Here is an 18,700-nt window from a genome sequence, read left to right on the forward strand (position 1 = left end):
CCAGAAGCATTGAGTCTGCCGCCGAACTTCCCGCGCCACTGGAAGCTCGCCGGCGGCGCGGAGCTGATCGCCGAGACCTTTTCCAGCCGTATCTGGAAGGTCGTTCGCGCCGACGGTTCGCCGGCGATCGTCAAGGCACTGAAACCGTTCGACGACGTCGCCGACGAGTTGCGCGGCGAGCATTTTCTCACCTGGCGGCGCGGCGAAGGCGCGGTGCGGCTGCTCGGTCGCGATGGCCACAACATGCTGCTCGAATATGCCGGCGAAACCCTTTTGTCGCGTGTGCTGGATGAGCAGGGCGACAACGCCGCCACAGCGATCGCCGCCGAGGTGATGGCAAGGCTGTTCACGCCGTCAAGGCATCCTGCCCCGCCAGACCTTCAGCCACTCAGGGAACGCTTCGCCAGCCTGTTCAAGAAGGCCAGGATCGATCGCGACGACGGCCGGAACAGCCTCTATGTCGAAGGTGCGGCGCTCGCCCAGCGGCTGCTGGCCAATCCGCATGAGGTCAGGCCGCTGCATGGCGACCTGCACCACGACAACATCATGCACGGACCACGCGGCTGGCTGGCGATCGACCCGAAAGGCGTTCTCGGCGATCCCGGCTTCGACGCGGCGAACATGTTCTACAATCCGCTCGGCCGCGACGATCTCTGTCTTGATCAACAGCGAATCTCGCACATGGCCGAGATCTTCGCCACCACGCTCGGCCAGACGCCCCGCGCCATTCTCGACCACGCCATCGCCTATGGCTGCCTGTCGGCCGCATGGCACCATGAAGATGGCAACGAGACCGAGGAGAACCGTGAATTGGCCATTGCCACGGCAATCCGAGGCGTTCGAATCAGCCTCTGACCGCGATCTCGTTGGGCAGTGGATAGGCGCCTTTGGTGCCTCGCCAATGAGCGGCGGCAAAGCCGAGCAGGACAAGCGCGAAACCCTGATGGGTCAGGGCCATGTGCAGCGGCACATGCATCACCAGCGTGCCGATGCCGATCGTAGCCTGAACCAGCACCAGCAGGAAGAGAAGCGTGGCACGGCGGGCATGGGTTGTCTTGGGCCGGCGGCGATGCGTCGCGATCATGTGCCACAGCGCCACGACGAAAACCGCATAGGCGCCGAGACGGTGAACGAATTGCACCGTCTTGGGATTCTCGAAAAAATTGCGCCATGCCGGTTCGAGGAGCAGCAGATCACCAGGGATGAGCTTGCCGTCCATCAGCGGCCAGGTGTTGTAGGAAAGCCCGGCATCGAGCCCGGCGACGAGCCCGCCGAGATAGATCTGCACCAGTGCCAGAAGCACCAGGACACCGGCCAGACGCTGCGTCGAGCGGTCGGCCGCGGGTTCGGAGTGCGGAGCCAATCCACGTGCGACGACTATGGTCGCGGCGAAGATCAGCGCCGCAAGCGTCAGGTGGGTCGCCAGCCGGTACTGGCTGACGGAGACCCGGTCGACCAGCCCGGACGCCACCATCCACCAGCCGATCGCCCCCTGCAGGCCGCCGAGAAGCAAGATGCCCACGAGCTTTGGGCCGAGGCCGCGCTCGATGCGGCGCGTCGCCCAGAAGAACAGAAGCGGCAGGGCGAACACGACACCCACACTGCGCGCAAGGATGCGGTGCACCCATTCCCACCAGAAGATCGATTTGAACGCTTCAAGGCTCATGCCCTTGTTGAGTTCGGCATATTGCGGGATCTGCTGGTAGCGCTGGAATTCCTCCTGCCATTCGGCGTCGTTGAGCGGCGGGATGACGCCATGGATCGGCTGCCATTCGGTGATCGACAGACCGGACTCGGTGAGCCTTGTGGCGCCGCCGACCAGCACCAGCGCAAACAGCACCAGAAGCACGACATAGAGCCAGCCGCGCAGCACCGCCCGGTTGTGCAGGTCGCGGTCGCGGGCCATGTAAGGCGAATCAGTTGATATGGCAGCCATGGGGCTCGTCCAGGCAGGTTGAAGTGGCGGATTGGTGAACCATCGCAACCCGGCTGGCAAGACCAGACAGCGCGGCACGCCGTCGCGCCGCTTGTCTCGGGTTGCGCGCCCCTGTCTCAGGGCTTATTCGAGGCGCTTGAAAAGAGGCCGAGCCAATGCCCATTCGCCTGAAAAAGCTGATTGGAACCGTCCTGCTGGTGGCGCTGGTCATCGTCTATGCCTTGGTCGCGTCGATCTTCGCGGTAGCCCAATTGTCGGAATCGGGACCGGTGGTCCATTTCCTGTTTTTCTTGTTCAGCGGACTGCTCTGGGTGCTGCCGGCAATGGGCATCATCAAATGGCTGATCCTGGAGCCGCCGCCGAAAGGCTGAGCGCTAGATGGTGACAACCATCTTGCCGGCATTGGCGAGCGGCGTCGTCACGCCCGACAGCATCGTGCGGATATGGGCGACGCTCTGGTAACGGCCGTTGACCGAAATGCGCGGCAAGGCATGCAGGAAGCCTGAATGTTCGGCGCGCAGCACGCCGTGGCGCGTCGTCACCGCCGAGGCATAGCCTGCGTCGCGGGCAAAACCAACTTCGCGGCCGCCAACGGCGGCGGCGTAGCCGTAGGGATAAGCAAGATGGCGCGGCTGCTCGCCGAGTTCCGCTTGCAATATGCGCCTGACGTCGTCGACCTCGTGGCGCGCATCGACTTCGGAAAGTCGCTTCAGATTGCGATGGTGGATGGTGTGCGCGCCGATCGTCACCAGCGGATGCGCGGCGATAGCGCGGATCTCGTCCCAGTTCATCAGCGTGCTTGAGCGCAATACTTCCAATTCGATACCGTTCGACCGGGCCAGTTCCCGCAGCACCTTGCCTTGATCCTCCTCGCGGACCTCCAGCGTCAGATGGGCGTGCAGACGCACATTGGCCTGGAGTTTCTTGTCCGGCGTCGAGCAGTCGATCGTCACCGGTCCATCAGGGGTTGTCAGGGTCAAGCGATCGCGCGCGTTGATGATGTCCTCGATCACTTCCCACCACAGGTCGGCGGCACCGTCGATCAACCCCGGCGCGACATAGATGGTGATCGGCGCGCCGTGCTTTTCCAGCACCGGGAGCGCCTCGGTCATGTTGTCGCGATAGGCGTCGTCGGCGGTGATCGCCGCGAACTGGCCGCCCTTGCCGCCAGACTTGATGCGCTCGATCGCCTCGTCCATGGCGACGAAGGTGTAGCCATTCGCCTTCATATCGGCAACGACGGCGTCCAGAAACTCGGGCGCTATGTTGAGATGCCGGTTGACGCCATTCGGCTTTTCCGGCGTGGCGGTAACCCGGTGCAGCATCAAAATGGCGCCGATGCCGCCGACAAAGGGCTTCGCCAGCGGGGCAAGGCCACTATAGCGCGCGACGTTGAGCGCCAGTTTCCGAATTGCCTCGCCCCCGTCGATCATTCATTCACCTTTTGCGTCTAGGCTCATCCAAGCACGGAATGCGCCTGCGCGTACCCCAAAACGCGATGAATACGCCCCAAGGATTGAGGTATGGTTGACGCCACCGCGTCATTTGACGGCAATCGGCTTGCGGCCAGCGAGGCGTCGCCGCGTGCGCTGCCAATCGACGCAATCAACCTGTCCGTTTCGGCCGCCGACGGCGCTGCACTTGCGGCCTATGCCAAGTTCTGCCGTTCGGCCCTGTTTGCACCGGCGCAGAGCGCGGCCTGGATCCTGAATTGGGCTGCCGAGACCGGGGCGGACGTTCTCGTGGCGACGCTGAGCATCGGAGACCGGCCGGTTTTTGCGCTGGCGCTGGAAGTCACTCGCCGCGGACCGTTCCGCGTCGCCCGGTTCGTGGGCGGACGCCATGCCAACGGCAATTTTTCCGCCGCCGATCCGCATTGGCTGGCCAATGCGGATGGTGAGGCGATCCGATCGGTGCTGAGGGCGATTGCCAAGGCGCGGCCGGACATCGACCTCGTCGCGCTGGAACGCCTGCTGCCGGACCTGAACGGCATTGCCAATCCACTCGCATCCTTTCCGCATTTTCCGAGCCCCAATCTGTCGCTCGCCGCCGATCTGGCGGGAGGTTTCGATGCACTGCTGTCGCGCGCGAGCGGCAAGCGCAGGCGCAAGAAGCACCGCTCGCAGATGCGCAAGTTCGAGGCCGTCGGCAGCCACCGCCGCATCGAGGCCAAGACACCGGAGGAGGTGAACAGGCTGCTCGACGCCTTCTTCGAGATGAAGGAATTCCGCTTCCGCAAGATCGGTGTCGCCAATGTCTTCGGTGAACCTGAGGTTCGCGCTTTCTTCCGCGCGCTGTTCATCGGAGCGCTTGCCGAGGAGAAACCGTCCTTCGTTCTGCATGGGCTCGAAGTCGCCGGCAAGCTTCGTGCCGTCACCGGGTCGAGCCGCTCGGGCAAGCGCCTGATCTGCGAGTTCGGGGCGATCGCCGAGGACGACCTTGCCCACACCAGCCCCGGCGACTTCCTGTTCTTCGACAATATCGAGGAGGCCTGTGAAACAGGCTTCGAAATCTATGATTTTTCGGTCGGCGACGAACCTTACAAGCGGCTGTGGTGCGATATCGAGACACAGCATTTCGAGGTGTTGTTTCCCTTGACGCTGAAGGGCCGCGCGCTGGCGCTTGAACTGCGGCAAGGTGCGCGGCTGAAGAGCTTCATCAAGAACAGCCCGACGGTATGGAAACTGACCAAGAGGTTGCGCCGCAAGACTGTCGGACAGACCGTCCCTGTCGCCAACGAATACGACAACTGACGCCGCTGGAACCTGAGACCTTCGAGAATTCGCTCCGGCGAGTCAGCTGGTGTGGTTTTCGAGAACCGGCGCGCAGCGGACGTTGAGTCCGTGAGCACCGGAAGCGCAGAAAACCGCGCCAGATGGCCGCCGGAGTAGAATTATCGATGGTCTCAGGCGGCAGAGCGCCGTCCCGGCACCGGCGTGCCCGGCGTCACGTGGCCGACCGGCGTCACCAGCGTCAGGTCGGGATAGCCGCTCTCTATCAGGCTGACCGCGGCCTGCGTCACCTCGTCGTCCGGCTCCAGCATGGAGAGGAAGACTTCGGTGCCCTCGCCCACCAGCCGGCTGATGCCTTGCGCGTCGGCGGGGCCGCATTCGACCACGACGAGATCGTAGGCGGTGGTCAGCGACTGCATGATGATTGGCAGACGGTCGGCGGCGCGCATGGCGCGGACCGGATCTGCGGTGCCGACGGGGATGACGTGGCAGTCGGAATAAAGATCCGGATGGATCACATCACTGAATTGCGCTTCGGAGGCGAGCAGATTGGTGATGCCCGGGAACAGCCCGCTCTCCAGCATCGGCCGCGAGGCGGCGCCCGAAGCGGTGAGATCGAGCAGGAGCACACGCAGGCCAGCGTCGGAGACTTCGCGTGCGACCAGCACCGCCGAGGCGGCGGCTTCGTCACCTTCCGGCGAGACGAATATGGCACGCGCGGCACCAGTCGAGATCAGTTTCTCCGCAGCACTGTCGATGTCGACCTCGCCGAGCGTGGCGCGCGGCGGTTCGGCAGGCTCGTATTCGGCAGCAGCTTCCGCCGCAGAAACCGTATCCGGCTCGGCTTCGGCCTCAGCGGCATAATCCCACGCCTCCTCTGTTTCGCCAGCCATGGGGATTTCGGCAGCCGTGGACTCCTGTCGCAGGGGCTCCTGGCGGACAGCCGTTGGCTCCTGGTGGACAACCGGCATGGCGACCTGCTCGATCCGTTCGAAACGGGCACCGGCGGCCGGCCGCATGGCGCGGCCCGAAAACAACTCCTTGAGAAGCGTCACGATCGCCATGAGCAACAACGAGCCGACGAAGGCCGCGCCGACGATCGGCAGGATCTTCGGGAAATAAGGCTCGGACGGTACCTGAGCAAGGGAAACCACGCGCGCATCGACAGGCAGGTAGTTGCGATCGTTGCGCGACGCCGCCGCCAGGTAGTTGGCCTGGTACGATTCGAGCTGCTGGCGTCGGGCAGTCGCGTCCCGCTGCAAGGCATCAAGTTCGACCTGCTCTTCGCCGGCGCGTGCCGATGCGGCCTTCAGTGTATTGACATCAGCGACGAGCTGTTTTTCGCGTGCCTGCGCGGTCTGCGCCTGCGTCATCAGCCCTTTCATGATCTTTTCCGCTTCGTTGCGGATCTGGCGATCGAGATCGGCAAGCTGCGACCTAAGCGCCCGGATGCGCGGATGATTGTCGAGCAAGGTGGTGGAGAGATCGGCGATATTGGCCTTGAGCTCGACCTGCCGCTCGCGCAGACGCTGTATCAACTCCGAAGACAAGACCTCGGGCACCGCATCCAGCGAACCGCCGCCCTGCAAGGCGTTGCGCACGCTTTCGGCCGTCGCCTCCGCCGAGGCGCGGTTGGCGCGTACCCGCGACAGTTCGCTCGACAGTTCGGAAAGCTGCTGCGTGGCCAGAACCGAATTGTTGCCGCCAATCAGAAGATCGGACTGCGCCCGGTAGGCGGCAACCTTGGCCTCGGCATCCTTCACCTTCTGCTGCAGATCGGCGATTTCCGGCCCCAGAAAGGCGGTGGCGGCGGAGTTCGATTTGATTTTCGCACTCCCCTGGCTGGCGATGTAGGCTTCGGCGATCGCATTCGGGATGGCCGCGGCAAGCTTGGCATCTTCCGAGGAAAACTCGATGGCGATTATGCGCGTTTTTTCAACGCTGTAGACATTGAGCTTCTCGCGCATCTTTTTCAGCACGCGCTCTTCCACCGGGATTTCTTCCGGATCGCTCTTCAGACCGGCAATGACGAGAAATTTGCTCAGCGCCGACATGTTGGCCGCGTCGTCGAATTCAGGCAGCCGCGCCAGGTTGAGCTTCAAGGCCACCTGGTTGAGGATGTCGCTTGAGGAGACGACCTGGACCTCGGTGGCGATCCCTTCCTCATCGAGAATCGGCTTGTCGTTGTCGTTGGTATTATTTGGCCGAGTATATACGGATTCGCCTGTTTCGATCTTGATCTGCGTCTCGGCCTTGTAGTGCGGCGTGGCGAGCCAGGCGAGCGCGTAAGCCAGGCCGGTTACCAGAAGCGCAACGACAAGAATACGCAGCCAGTTCCTCGCAAGGCTTGCGAAGAGCTGCCTGAGGTCGACGTCGACATCTGCGGCCGCGGACTGAACGGACATGCATCCCTACTCCGATACTTAGAGTGCGCCGCGTTTGAGCCGATTCACTTTCGCGCGACAGCATTGGTCAGCACGCACCGTAAACAACTATGGTAACTCAGCCGTTAAGATCGGGGTAAGCACCTGTTAGGCTTTGCCGGCCGGTGGCAAACAAAGCCGTGAACCCGATCCCGCTTTGTCGATTTGCCGCCCTATCGGCCGCACGCCTTTACCGCCCATTAACCCTAACAGGATGATAACGGACCTCGATCGTTAAGGTTTGCCCCGTAGTCGCGGGCCATTGAAGGTACGTGTCCGGTCATGAAAAGCACTGCTTCCCTCTTCCGTGCGCTGCTTGCCGTGTCGATGCTGGCCGGTTGCTCCAGCTACCGGCCGACGCCAGCGGCTTTCCACAAGATGCTCGACCAGCCCTATCGCCTTGGCGCCGGCGACCGCGTCCGCGTCACAGTGTTCGAGCAGGATGGATTGACCAACACCTATAATGTCGACCAGTCCGGCTACGTTTCATTGCCGCTCGTCGGCGCCGTGCCGGCACGCGGCCACACCGCCCAGCAGCTTGAAGGCGCGATCGCCGACAAGCTGCGCCAGGGTTATCTGCGCGACCCCGATGTTTCGGTCGAGATCGACCGTTACCGGCCGATCTTCGTCATGGGTGAAGTGGGCGCGGCCGGCCAGTATTCCTACGTTCCAGGCCTGACGGTGCAGAAGGCGGTTGCCATTGCAGGCGGCTTCACACCGCGCGCCAACCAGGAAAGCGTCGATATCACCCGCGACATCAACGGCAAGGTGATAACCGGACGCGTGGTAACCTCCGATCCGCTTCTGCCCGGCGATACAGTCTACGTTCGCGAACGCCTGTTCTAGAACCAACGACGTGGCGGACACACTCAGGATCGTCCACTGCTTTCGCTCACCCGTCGGAGGGATTTTCCGGCATGTGCGCGACCTGACCGAGGCGCAGGTCGCTGCCGGTCATTCCGTCGGCATCGTCTGCGATTCGACGACAGGCGGCGATTTCGAGGAACATCTGTTCGAAAACATGAAGGACAGCCTGGCGCTGGGCATCCATCGCACACCGATGCAGCGGCATGTCGGACCGGGCGACCTCGCGTCGGCGTGGCGCACCTTCGGGATTATCAAGGAATTGCGGCCGGACGTGCTGCACGGGCACGGCGCCAAGGGTGGCGCCTATACCCGTCTGTTCGGCTCATTGTTGCGGGTATCAAGGTCTCGCGTAGCCCGCTTTTATTCGCCGCATGGCGGCTCTCTCCACTATGACGAGACCACCGGCACGGGAAAACTGTTCTTCGCGCTGGAACGGTTCATGGCGCGCTTTACCGACTGTCTTCTGTTTGTCTCGGACTATGAAAGGCGGACCTACCGCAGGAAGGTCGGCGAGCCGCCCATTCCGAACAGGCTGGTCTATAACGGCCTGCGCGCCGCCGAGTTCGAGCCGGTGCGCACCGGGCGGAATGCGGCCGACCTCCTCTATATCGGCATGATGCGCGACCTCAAGGGGCCGGACATCTTCATCGACGCCCTGGTTCTTGCCGGAGCACGGCTTGGCCGGCCGTTGAAGGCGGTGATGGTCGGCGACGGCGACGACCTGCCACGTTATCACGCGCAGGTGACGCGGCTCGGCCTCGACGGCCATGTGCGCTTCCTGCCGCCGATGCCGGCCAGGTCCGCCTTTGCGCTGGCCGAGTTGGTTGTCGTCCCCTCGCGGGCGGAAGCCATGCCCTATATCGTGCTGGAGACGCTGGCGGCCGGCAAATCGATGATCGCCACCGCCGTCGGCGGCATACCGGAAATCTTCGGCGCCGGTTCCCCTGCCCTGATCCAGCCCGATGCGCGCGAACTTGGCGACAGGGTGAGCGAGGCGCTGGCCGACCCCAAGGTCTACCGGCGCCTGATGCCCGATATCGTCGACCTCAAGGCGCGCTTCGGCGCCGATGTCATGGCCGCCGAGATCGAAACGGCCTATTTCGCCGCGCTCGGGCGCCGGCATTGATTCTGATCCGCAGACCGCTCCAAAGCCACCTGTTGTTTCAAGGGTTTCTTAGCTCTCTTTTGCTATTCACCTGAGGCGAAGCTAGCGGATATCCCATGAACGAGATCGATCCAGCGCGCCGCTTTTCGATAGACGCGGTGCGCAAACTCGAAAGCCCGGCCGGTCGGCATACGCCTGGCGGGATGAATGACGTCGCCCGCCAGGTCGCTTCGCAATACAGGCGCGATACGATGTCGCCGATCATGGTCAGCGGCGTCCTGCGCATGGTCGAATTCGCGCTCCTGTTCCTGTCGGGCCTGTGCGTCTATTTCCACTATGTCGGCTTCTTCACCTATCTCGCCTGGCAGTATCCGCTGACCATCGCCGCCGCCTCGCTGCTGGCCGTGGTGCTGTTCGATGTCACGGACTGCTACCAGATCGTCTCGCTGATGCGGCCGCTCGCCAATTTCGGCCGTCTGCTGCTGGTCTGGGCCGGCACCTTCGCCCTGATGGCGCTGACCGCATTCGTCATGAAGATGTCGGAAGACTATTCACGCCTGTTTTTCGGCACCTGGTTCGTCATCGGTTTCGTGCTGATCTTCGGTCTCAGGCTGGTGATGTCGAAGCTGATCCGGCGCTGGGCGCGCGACGGGCGCATGGAGCGCCGCGCCGTCATCGTCGGCGGCGGCAAGACGGCGGAAGCCCTGATCCGCTCCGTCGAAAGGCAGCCCTACAACGACATCCGCATCTGCGGGATCTTCGACGACCGCGGCGACAAGCGCTCGCCGCCCATCGTCGCCGGCTACCCCAAGCTCGGCACCATTTCCGAACTGATCGAGTTCGCCCGCATCGCCCGCATCGACATGCTGATCGTGTCGCTGCCGCTCACCGCCGAATCGCGTGTCCTGCAATTGTTGAAGAAGCTCTGGGTGCTGCCGGTCGATATCCGGCTCTCCGCGCATTCGAACGCACTGCAGTTTCGCCCGCGCGCCTACTCCTACATCGGCTCCGTGCCGATGCTCGACATTTTCGACAAACCTATCAACGACTGGGATTCGGTCGCCAAGCGCGCCTTCGACATCGTCTTCTCGGCCATCGGCATCGTCGTGTTCTCGCCGGTGATGCTGGCGACCGCGATCGCCATCAAGCTCGACAGCAAGGGGCCGGTGCTGTTCCGCCAGAAGCGGCATGGCTTCAACAACGAGATCATCGAAGTCTACAAGTTCCGCTCGATGTACACGGACAGAGCGGACCCGACGGCCAAGCAGACGGTGACCAAGAACGATCCACGCGTGACCCGCGTCGGCCGATTCATCCGCAAGACCTCGATCGACGAGTTGCCGCAGTTCTTCAATTCGCTTTTCGGTTCGCTGTCGCTGGTCGGCCCGCGCCCGCATGCCATTGCCGCCCAGTCGCACAACCTTCTCTACAATGAAGTGGTCGACGGCTATTTCGCCCGCCACAAGGTCAAGCCCGGCGTGACCGGCTGGGCGCAGATCAATGGCTGGCGCGGCGAGATGGACACCAATGAGAAGATCCGCATGCGCACGGAATACGACCTCTATTATATCGAGAACTGGTCAATGCTGTTCGACCTGAGGATCCTGTTCCTGACGCCGGTGCGGCTGCTCAACACGGAAAACGCCTATTAGCGCCGTCACCCATGAACTGCCGCCGGCCGCGGTCAACGCCAAGCTGATCGCGCTGATTTCGTCCGGCGCGGTTTTTCTCGGTGTCCTCCTGTCCGGCTTCGTCATTGCCGAGCCGGCGCCCTACGACCTCTATATGGCCGGACTGATGGTCGTGTGGGCCTTGTTCGGCCTGCGCATATCGCGCGCGGCGGCGCCGCTCACGGTGTTGCTGGTGATCATGAACATCGGCGGCATGATCTCGATGACGCAGATGTCGGACCTCGCCAGCACGCCGCTCTATCTCGCCGTTTCCCTGTTCCTTGCCTTCACCGCGGTGTTCTTTGCCTCGGTGACAGCGGTCCGGCCCAGCCTCTACCGGCTGATCTTCCTTGCCTATGTGGTCTCGGCGGTGCTGACAGCCTTGCTTGGCATTGCAGGCTATTTCCATGCCTTCCCGGGCGCGGAGATCTTCACCAAATACGACCGCGCTGCCGGCGCTTTTCAGGACCCGAACGTGTTCGGGCCGTTCCTGGTGCTGCCCGGCATTTACCTGCTCTATCTCCTGCTGACCGGACCGGTCTCACGCATGCCGCTGCTGGCGGTGCCGCTGCTGGTCATCACGGCTGGCATCTTTTTCTCGTTTTCGCGCGGCGCCTGGGGCATGTTCGGCGTTTCGGTGATCCTGCTCACCGGCTCCCTGTTCCTGCAGAGCGCCAGCGGCAAGTTCCGGCTGCGCATCGTCGTCATGACCATCGCGGCCATTGCGCTGCTGGTCATCGCGATGCTCGTCATCCTGCAGCTTCCGGGCGTCTCGGAAATGTTTTCCAGCCGCGCCCAATTGGAACAGAGCTATGACACCGCCCGCCTCGGCCGCTTCGCCCGCTACGCGATCGGTTTCCAGATGGCGCTGGAACATCCGCTCGGCATCGGACCGCTCGTCTTCGGCACGATCTTCGGCGAGGACACGCATAACATCTGGCTGAAGATGCTGATGGACTATGGCTGGCTCGGCTTCGTGTCGTTCCTGGCGCTGACCTTGTGGACCATCGCTGCCGGCTTCCGCATCCTGCTGCGCGATAGGCCGTGGCAACCCTATCTCCTGTGCGCCTATGTCGCCTTCATCGGCAATATCGGGCTCGGCACCTTCATCGACATCGACCACTGGCGCCATGTCTATCTGCTGATCGGGCTGATCTGGGGCGCGATTGCGCTGGAATACGCCCATCAGCGGCAGTTGCGGCTGGCGCCGGGGTGGCCAGGGCGTGATGGACGTTTGGAGGGAAATCAGAGTTCTGCAATTCGAGATGTGACGGTAAGTCGCCACCTCGACCTTGGCTCTCAGTGAACCCATTTTCCGACTAAATGCCTTACATCACTTAAGATCAGTCGGAGGATTGGATTATCGAAATACCAAAAACCCGCTGCAAGACAGGCCGTGACAATGATGACCGGATAGAGCGGGTCGAAGAGGAAGTTGAGCGGATGGCGTTTGACTTTTCTCGACCGCTTCCGATCTCTGCCAAATTCAAATTCGTCGCCCAAAGCTCGCCCATCTATCCGACAATGGACCACGCTTAGCGATAGGAAATTAAGAATTTGTATCAGTCGTACCTAATATACAGAGCCGTCCCGCTAAGCGGCCGGCGCGGAAAATGCGCCAGTCCGATGCCGGCCGATGTGTTGACCCTCACGATAGGCGCTCATAGACTCGGCCCTGAGTTTGTGGCCGTGCAGTGAAAGATACCTCGATGAAGCGTATATTGCTGGTGAGGCACAATGAGGATCCAGCGGACGATGGGGTCCAGACGACGCTGTCTGCGAGCCGTCACGAAATTTCCACTGTGATGCCCTTCAAGGGTGAACCGATCGATCTCGGCGGGATTGATGGCGCGGTTATCTATGGCGGCCCGTTCAGCGTGTTCGACACCGACAGGCATCCGTTCCTCAACGACGAATCCCGGCTGATCGGGCACTGCCTCGAAGAAGGCCTGCCCCTGCTCGGCATTTGCCAGGGCGCCCAGCAAATCGCCTGGCATCTGGGCGCGCATGTCGGGCCGGTGGCAAGCGGCGTGAAGGAATTCGGCTACTATGCGATCACACCGACGGCACAGGCCGGAGACTTTCTCGACCGACCGCTGTTCCTGCCGCAAAATCATTGGCACACCTTCGGCTTGCCAGCCGATGCCGTGCATTTGGCGTCGAGCGAGGCGTTCGCGAACCAGGCCTTTCGGGTCGGCGAGACGACCTTTGCGCTGCAGTTTCATGCCGAGCAGGGTCCGGCGGGCTTTCGTCGCTGGCAGGCGAGGCAAGATGCCCCTTACGGCGATTTGGGTGTGCAGGAGAGAGCGGAGCAGGACCTGTTGATGGAAGCCCACCACCAGGCACAGAGCGCCTGGTTCAGCGGCTTTGTATCCAGGCTTTTCGATTGAGGCGGCTTCGCGCCAAGGCGCGTCCGCAACGCGATCCTCGAACCTCCGCGAGGGCGTCGTTTTAGCGCTTGCGCCGCAACCCTCGAATATATATGGCTTTGCGCGGTCCGGAGTGTAGCGCAGCCCGGTAGCGCACTTGACTGGGGGTCAAGGGGTCGTCGGTTCGAATCCGGCCACTCCGACCATTAAGTCCTTGAAATCCCCAACACGCTTTGAGCGCCCCTTGCGGCGGCGCTTCGCTGTTTCGGACCCTGCTTCCACGGCTACGCCCCTGAGCCGAGACCTGCCCTGTTGCGGGCCGGCGGAAATCGCTAAGGTCACGCGATCTCTCGGGGTCCAGGAGTTGGTGTCGTTGGCGAGTGGCGCGTTGCCGGGAACCTCTTATCGCGCGGACGGCGCTCGCAGCGTGATTGCCCGGGTGCGCCCGCACTGGGCGCGGATGGGGATCACCAGGGTCGCCAATGTGACCGGGCTTGATCGCATAGGCATTCCGGTGGTGATGGTGTGTCGCCCCAACGCCCGTTCCCTGGCGGTGTCGCAAGGCAAGGGCATCGACCTGGATTCGGCCACGGCTTCCGGGCTGATGGAATCGGTGGAACTTTACCACGCGGAACACATCGAGCGCCCTCTGAAGCTCGGCAGCATGACTGAACTCTCTCATTCGCACCGGTTCGCCGAGATTGGGAGGCTGCCGCGCATCACCGGCAGGCCATTTACCAGGGATATCGTGATGCTATGGATTGAAGGCCGGGACATGATCTCCGGTGAGGCGCGCTGGCTGCCGTTCGAGTCGGTGCGGGCGAACTTCACCGTCCCCCCGCCTCCCGGAAGCGGCTTCTTTGACTGCAGCAGCAACGGACTCGCTTCCGGGAACACATTCGATGAAGCGATCCATCATGGGATTTGCGAGGTCATCGAACGCGACGCGACTGCCCTGTGGAACCAGATGTCGTCCGCTCGCCGCCGGCGCACCAGTGTCGATCTCGGCAGCGCGCCGGACGGCCCGTGCCGCGATGTGTTGAAGAAGCTCGAAAGCGCGGACTTCGACGTTGCGGCCTGGGAAACGACCTCCGACGTTGGCGTGCCGGCCTTTTTCTGTCTGATCGCTGATCGCCGGGACCGAAACAGCCACTACGGCATAGGCGCGGCAGCGCACCCGGTGCCGGAGACCGCCTTGCTGAAGGCACTCATCGAGGCCGCGCAGGTGCGAACGACCTATGTATCGGCGGCACGAGACGATCTGACCGCCGAGGAATATTCGGAAACCTATCGAAAGAACCGACGCCGGCGCTCCGAGAGATTGCTGGCCGAGCGCGCCGGCACGAGGCGAATTGCCTCCGCCGGCAGGGCCACACAAGGTGCTCCGAATGTGGGGATTGCGCAGAATGTGACCTGGCTGATCGAAAGGTTGCAGGCGGCAGGCGTAAACGAGGTCATCACCGTCGATCTGGCCAAGGAGGATATCGGCCTGCCTGTCGTTCGCGTTGTGATACCTGGCCTCGAAGGCCCGGACGATCATGACCACTATGTGCCGGGCGAGCGAGCTCACCGAATGTCGGATGAGGGAGAATGAACCCAGTCGTCTTTTGCGGTCCGAGCCTCAGCGCGCAAGACATTGCGCCATACAGCGGATTTGAATTCCGCCCCCCCGTGCGCCAGGGAGACCTTTATGCCGCCACGCGCGGCAGCCCCGGAGCGATCGGCGTCATCGACGGCTACTTCGATGGTCAGCCGGCGGTCTTGCACAAGGAGATACTTTGGGCCTTGACGCGCGGGATCGCCGTATTCGGTGCGTCCAGCATGGGCGCACTCCGCGCCGCAGAGTTGCATTCGTTCGGCATGCGCGGCGTCGGGCGCATTTTCGAAGCATATCGCGACGGCGAACTCACCGACGATGACGAGGTCGCGCTTATCCATGGCCCGCCTGAGGCCGGGTACATCCGCCTGAGCGAGCCGATGGTCAACATCCGCGCGACGCTCGAGAAAGCGGTCGCACAAGGAATTATCGACATGCCAACAGGTGCGCGCCTGGCAGCTTCGTCCAAGGCGCGGTTCTATCAGCATAGAACCTGGCCTGACGTGCTGGCGGATGTCGGCGATCCGCGAACGGCGGAGAAGCTGGCTGCCTGGCTGCGAACCGGAAAGGTCGACAGGAAGCGCGAGGACGGGTTGGAACTTCTCAAGGAGATGGATGCCTTTGTCCGTGGTGGCGCCACGCAGGCACCTCCCGACTTCCATTTCGAGTGGACGGAGAGCTGGCACAATGCGCCCTGGCGACGTGAAACTGCGTGGATCGGCGGCGAAGTCACTGCTGAAGAGGATGCCATCCTCGATGAGCTCCGGCTGCGCGGCGCGTATCGGCAGGTGCGCCGCGATGCGTTGCTTCGCCTGCTCGTCCGTGACGATACGGACGCGGCGGCCGATCGCGACGCGATCAGGAGGGCGATGGGCGAGTTCCGCTCGCGGCGCGGGCTTATGCGGCAAACGGACGTAATCGACTGGGTGCGCGAGAACGGAACGGATCTTGCGGGGCTGGAGCGCAAGATCGAGGATGATGCAGCCGTCGAGACGCTGGCGCGAGACCACGATGCCGAGCTGCATCAAGGCATGCTCGACCGGTTGCGCGAACTCGATCTTTACACCGGCTATCGCAAGAGCGCCCTGGCCAGGCAGCGTCCCTCGCCATCGTCTTCGGCGCCGATGCCCCGTGCCCTGCTGGCAGCCTGGTATTTCGAGACACAGCTCGGCCGACCCGTTCCTCGAGACATTGCCGACTATGCCACCTCCATCGGATTGCCCGGCGTCGACAAGTTCTATGACCTGCTGGCTCATGACTATACGTTCACGGCCGGCCGCGATGCGTTCGATGACTCTGGCCTGACTGACGAAAACGGGCTAACTTGAAAGCGCATTCGCCAACGATATTGCAGCCAGTGTGACGTGCATGTCTCTGTCCATATGCGAGGACAAGCGTGGCATTTGAGGGGCAAGGCTCTGTATTCGAGAATGGGACGCGCTTCCGGCTGTTCGCCCAAGCGCCGTTCCTGGAGCCTTTTCGTCATCCGGAAATCGTGATTGTGTCGTCACCGGCGGGGTCGGTCGGGCCTGGCCCGGGTGACGAGCGCATGTATGTCGTTGATCCCATTGGCAAGGCGCTTGCCTACGGCCTGGCGGAAAATTTGCGCGGCGACGCGCTCTATCTGCTGCCGCCATGGCCCGGCGACGTCTTTCCGCCTGCGTTTCCCGATGCCGATGGGCATTTTGACCATATCGCGCCGGAAGATCCAGAGTTCGAGGCCGCGCATCTGTTCGGCTCGGTGCGCTTCACGCTGGACGTCTGGGAGAAATATTTCGGCCATCCCATCGCCTGGCATTTCCAGCGCGACCTCGACCGCCTGGAACTGGTGATACAGCGTAATCTGCACGAAAACGCCTTCATGGGTTACGGCTTTCTGGAGGTCGGCATCCACGAGACGGCGGATGGCCAGGTTGAGCCGTTCAGCCTCAACTTCGACGTTGTCGCCCATGAGGTCGGCCACTGCATCATCTATTCCGTCATCGGCGTACCCGATCCCGGGACGGTCGGCGCGGAGTATTACGGCTTTCACGAATCCGCAGCCGACCTGACTGCTCTTGTCGCGGCCCTGCATTTCGATTCCGTCATTGACGAGTTGTTGGAGGCCAGCCACGGCAATCTCTATACGCGCAATCTCGTCAACCGCATCGCCGAACTATCCGGCAACAGCCAGATCAGGCTCGCCGCCAACCCGCTGTCGATGCTGGATTTCGTGCAAGGCTGGCGCGACGAGCACGCTCTCGCCCAGCCGCTGACCGGTGCGATGTTCGACATTTTCGTCGACCTCTTCCACGAGGAGCTCGTCGCGCGCGGGCTGATTGGCCAAGACCAGGAAGACCTGTCGGACAGGCTGGAGGACAGCCCTGACTATTTCCATGTCATCCAACCGATGTTCGACGAAGCTTATGCCGCGTCGCCGCGGGAGTTTCGCGAGGCACTGGTCGCCTCGCGCGACGAGCTCGGCATGCTTCTCGCCGAAACCTGGCGCCGGCTTTCGCCGGACGATCTGAGCTATGCCGAGGTCGAGAACACGCTGCGCGCCGTCGACAAGCTGATGACAGGCGGACGCTGGCGCACAATCATCGACGTCAACCTCAAACGCCGGGCGATCGGCTTTGTGAGTGCGGGCCCCAAGATCAAGCCGTTTGGGCCGAAAAGCCACTTCGGTTTGCCGAGGGTATTCGTGCCGGCACGTCAGGACGCGTGTTGTGCAAGGCATCGGCGTATTGCGAGACATAGGGGAGCGCGAAACAGGGTCGGCGCTCTTTGAGAGAGATAGAGGAGGAATGTCTGATGCAATACGTCGTAACAGAAATCATGGACAGCGTTGAGCTGCTGCAGGCGCACGTTGATAAAATATCTGAAAACAAAGGCAAGGTAATAAGTGTAATATGGCGTGACAGTGACCGTGTATACATCGTGACTCATGGGCTTGAGGTTACAGAATCATCAAAAAGGCCAAAAAAAGGTGATTAATGGCAATAAATATATTTTAATACACCTTAATTACACTCATCCGAAACCAGAGGATTATGTCAATGGTAGAAAGCCTTCTTAGCGTGTCGGGTATAAACCTATTTGGCCATTTTGTAATTGATCTGCAGGTGGTGAACCCACTTCTGAATCCTATTGTGGCGCAGGTAGCATCAGCAGAAAATATACCAGCATTGATAGATAATAAGGACGTAAACGGCGTACCTGTGGTGGCTGGAGATAGAATCGTTGTTTGGAAACAACGGGTGTTGGAACAGATCGAGGTGTATACCGTAAATGCTGCGGGCGTTCCGTGGACCAAAGGTGATACGGCTGCCGGTGCAGTAATACAGGTGACCGGCGGGGACAGCTTCGTCGGATATTTTATGAAGCTTGAGAACGGGTTCGAATTCATCGGGCGCCGCCAAGGCGCTGGAAACCGAACAGGGCAGAATAGATTGCTAGAAAACCAGCTGGAAAACGGCAGGTTTGCAAGGATATACGGCTTCAGCTTTGAAGGAAGCTACTATGATCTTCCAAGGCCCGTAATATTCCTTGTGCATGGAGATGGGGAGCTTGTCGCCGAGGACCTCGGCAAGTTCAGCCCTGCTCGTTCGCCCAGTCCGACCGGACTTACAGGCCTCGCGGCAGCGGACTTCGACTTCGCCGATGGTCTGCGCGTCTGGTCCTACGACAAGGCCGACTACACAGTGCGCATGGATGTCGAGACAGGCATGTTCGAGGATGTGCTGCTTGCGGCGATGTTCGGCGGTGGACCGGGTGGCATGGATGCTGCCGGCATGAGCGCGCGCGGGATGAGTGCAAAGGGGATGAGCGCGCGCGGCATGAGTGCAAGGGGAATGAGTGCACGCGGCATGAGCGCTCGCGGCGGCGGCAACAGCGACTGACCCCAAAAGGAGCACATCCCTGAGGCGGGTTGACGTTTGCCCGCCAAGGCGAGGATTGGCGTCGCTTTGTGACGATGCGGTGCCGAGCCGCTGTAAAGAACGACTGCACGCATTGCTCCA

16 protein-coding genes and 1 tRNA gene are annotated in these 18,700 nt (G+C 61.9%); 14 read left to right on the forward strand and 3 right to left on the reverse strand.

Annotated features, from left to right (window positions below; translation table 11 throughout):
- Window positions 1-9: 9 nt before the first annotated feature.
- Window positions 10-855: an aminoglycoside phosphotransferase family protein gene (locus tag AC0L2H_RS19990; RefSeq protein WP_473591909.1), complete on the forward strand. Its 846-nt coding sequence runs from the start codon at window positions 10-12 to the stop codon at window positions 853-855.
- Here AC0L2H_RS19990 and AC0L2H_RS19995 read toward each other — a convergent pair.
- On the reverse strand, window positions 845-1,936 hold the full coding sequence (locus AC0L2H_RS19995; RefSeq protein ID WP_473591815.1) for a COX15/CtaA family protein: 1,092 nt from the start codon (window positions 1,934-1,936) through the stop codon (window positions 845-847). The genes AC0L2H_RS19990 and AC0L2H_RS19995 overlap by 11 nt on opposite strands.
- A 155-nt stretch (window positions 1,937-2,091) precedes the next feature.
- Between AC0L2H_RS19995 and AC0L2H_RS20000 the strand changes: the two genes are divergently transcribed.
- Entirely contained in the window at window positions 2,092-2,307 is a 216-nt protein-coding gene (locus AC0L2H_RS20000) for a DUF2842 domain-containing protein (protein WP_473591816.1), read from the forward strand.
- A 3-nt stretch (window positions 2,308-2,310) separates the two neighbouring features.
- Here AC0L2H_RS20000 and AC0L2H_RS20005 read toward each other — a convergent pair whose 3' ends face one another.
- Entirely contained in the window at window positions 2,311-3,369 is a 1,059-nt protein-coding gene (locus tag AC0L2H_RS20005) for a polysaccharide deacetylase family protein (protein ID WP_473591817.1), read from the reverse strand.
- 90 nt (window positions 3,370-3,459) lie between these two features.
- Here AC0L2H_RS20005 and AC0L2H_RS20010 point away from each other — a divergent pair, with 90 nt between their 5' ends.
- Entirely contained in the window at window positions 3,460-4,689 is a 1,230-nt protein-coding gene (locus tag AC0L2H_RS20010; protein WP_473591818.1) for a GNAT family N-acetyltransferase, read from the forward strand.
- A 152-nt stretch (window positions 4,690-4,841) separates the two neighbouring features.
- Here the strand turns inward: AC0L2H_RS20010 and AC0L2H_RS20015 are convergent, their stop codons facing one another.
- Window positions 4,842-7,073, reverse strand: a complete 2,232-nt coding sequence (locus AC0L2H_RS20015) for a GumC family protein (protein WP_473591819.1) — start codon at window positions 7,071-7,073, stop codon at window positions 4,842-4,844.
- Window positions 7,074-7,373: 300 nt separating this feature from the next.
- Here AC0L2H_RS20015 and AC0L2H_RS20020 point away from each other — a divergent pair, with 300 nt between their 5' ends.
- The 11 genes from AC0L2H_RS20020 to AC0L2H_RS20070 all read left to right on the forward strand — a co-directional run bounded on the left by AC0L2H_RS20020 (window position 7,374) and on the right by AC0L2H_RS20070 (window position 18,580).
- Window positions 7,374-7,937, forward strand: coding sequence for a polysaccharide biosynthesis/export family protein (locus tag AC0L2H_RS20020; protein ID WP_006332663.1), 564 nt, complete (start codon window positions 7,374-7,376; stop codon window positions 7,935-7,937).
- Between the two features lie 10 nt (window positions 7,938-7,947).
- On the forward strand, window positions 7,948-9,084 hold the full coding sequence (locus tag AC0L2H_RS20025) for a glycosyltransferase family 4 protein (RefSeq protein ID WP_473591820.1): 1,137 nt from the start codon (window positions 7,948-7,950) through the stop codon (window positions 9,082-9,084).
- A 95-nt stretch (window positions 9,085-9,179) separates the two neighbouring features.
- Entirely contained in the window at window positions 9,180-10,715 is a 1,536-nt protein-coding gene (locus AC0L2H_RS20030; protein WP_473591821.1) for an undecaprenyl-phosphate glucose phosphotransferase, read from the forward strand.
- Window positions 10,711-12,039 carry an O-antigen ligase family protein gene (locus tag AC0L2H_RS20035; RefSeq protein WP_473591910.1) on the forward strand — a complete coding sequence of 443 codons (1,329 nt, stop codon included), beginning with the start codon at window positions 10,711-10,713 and terminating at the stop codon, window positions 12,037-12,039. Before AC0L2H_RS20030 ends, AC0L2H_RS20035 begins: the two co-directional genes overlap by 5 nt.
- A 499-nt stretch (window positions 12,040-12,538) precedes the next feature.
- Entirely contained in the window at window positions 12,539-13,123 is a 585-nt protein-coding gene (locus AC0L2H_RS20040) for a glutamine amidotransferase-related protein (RefSeq protein ID WP_473591911.1), read from the forward strand.
- A gap of 108 nt (window positions 13,124-13,231) precedes the next feature.
- Window positions 13,232-13,308, forward strand: a tRNA-Pro gene (locus tag AC0L2H_RS20045).
- A gap of 167 nt (window positions 13,309-13,475) precedes the next feature.
- Window positions 13,476-14,696, forward strand: coding sequence for a YcaO-like family protein (locus tag AC0L2H_RS20050; RefSeq protein WP_473591822.1), 1,221 nt, complete (start codon window positions 13,476-13,478; stop codon window positions 14,694-14,696).
- The gene (locus AC0L2H_RS20055; RefSeq protein ID WP_473591823.1) at window positions 14,693-16,027 is read left to right on the forward strand and encodes a TfuA-like protein; all 1,335 of its coding nucleotides are present in this window, start codon (window positions 14,693-14,695) and stop codon (window positions 16,025-16,027) included. The genes AC0L2H_RS20050 and AC0L2H_RS20055 overlap by 4 nt, the downstream gene beginning before the upstream one ends.
- Before the next feature lie 221 nt (window positions 16,028-16,248).
- Window positions 16,249-17,469 (forward strand): gluzincin family metallopeptidase, encoded by a 1,221-nt coding sequence (locus AC0L2H_RS20060; RefSeq protein WP_473591824.1) that lies wholly within the window; start codon window positions 16,249-16,251, stop codon window positions 17,467-17,469.
- Between the two features lie 23 nt (window positions 17,470-17,492).
- Complete coding sequence (locus AC0L2H_RS20065) at window positions 17,493-17,675, forward strand: hypothetical protein (RefSeq protein ID WP_473591825.1); 183 nt, start codon at window positions 17,493-17,495, stop codon at window positions 17,673-17,675.
- A gap of 62 nt (window positions 17,676-17,737) precedes the next feature.
- Window positions 17,738-18,580 (forward strand): hypothetical protein, encoded by an 843-nt coding sequence (locus AC0L2H_RS20070; RefSeq protein WP_133117168.1) that lies wholly within the window; start codon window positions 17,738-17,740, stop codon window positions 18,578-18,580.
- Window positions 18,581-18,700: the final 120 nt, after the last annotated feature.

This window comes from Mesorhizobium sp. WSM4871, assembly GCF_055811295.1.

Bases quoted from the DNA above. Each gene is read 5' to 3' on its own strand.
- AC0L2H_RS20060 (WP_473591824.1), top strand. From the start codon at position 16,249: ATGTATGTCGTTGATCCCATTGGCAAGGCGCTTGCCTACGGCCTGGCG.
- AC0L2H_RS20065 (WP_473591825.1), top strand. From the start codon at position 17,493: ATGCAATACGTCGTAACAGAAATCATGGACAGCGTTGAGCTGCTGCAG.
- AC0L2H_RS19995 (WP_473591815.1), bottom strand. From the start codon at position 1,936: ATGGCTGCCATATCAACTGATTCGCCTTACATGGCCCGCGACCGCGAC.
- AC0L2H_RS20020 (WP_006332663.1), top strand. From the start codon at position 7,374: ATGAAAAGCACTGCTTCCCTCTTCCGTGCGCTGCTTGCCGTGTCGATG.
- AC0L2H_RS20000 (WP_473591816.1), top strand. From the start codon at position 2,092: ATGCCCATTCGCCTGAAAAAGCTGATTGGAACCGTCCTGCTGGTGGCG.
- AC0L2H_RS20015 (WP_473591819.1), bottom strand. From the start codon at position 7,073: ATGTCCGTTCAGTCCGCGGCCGCAGATGTCGACGTCGACCTCAGGCAG.
- AC0L2H_RS20005 (WP_473591817.1), bottom strand. From the start codon at position 3,369: ATGATCGACGGGGGCGAGGCAATTCGGAAACTGGCGCTCAACGTCGCG.
- AC0L2H_RS20070 (WP_133117168.1), top strand. From the start codon at position 17,738: ATGGTAGAAAGCCTTCTTAGCGTGTCGGGTATAAACCTATTTGGCCAT.
- AC0L2H_RS20030 (WP_473591821.1), top strand. From the start codon at position 9,180: ATGAACGAGATCGATCCAGCGCGCCGCTTTTCGATAGACGCGGTGCGC.
- AC0L2H_RS20040 (WP_473591911.1), top strand. From the start codon at position 12,539: ATGCCCTTCAAGGGTGAACCGATCGATCTCGGCGGGATTGATGGCGCG.
- AC0L2H_RS20010 (WP_473591818.1), top strand. From the start codon at position 3,460: ATGGTTGACGCCACCGCGTCATTTGACGGCAATCGGCTTGCGGCCAGC.
- AC0L2H_RS20055 (WP_473591823.1), top strand. From the start codon at position 14,693: ATGAACCCAGTCGTCTTTTGCGGTCCGAGCCTCAGCGCGCAAGACATT.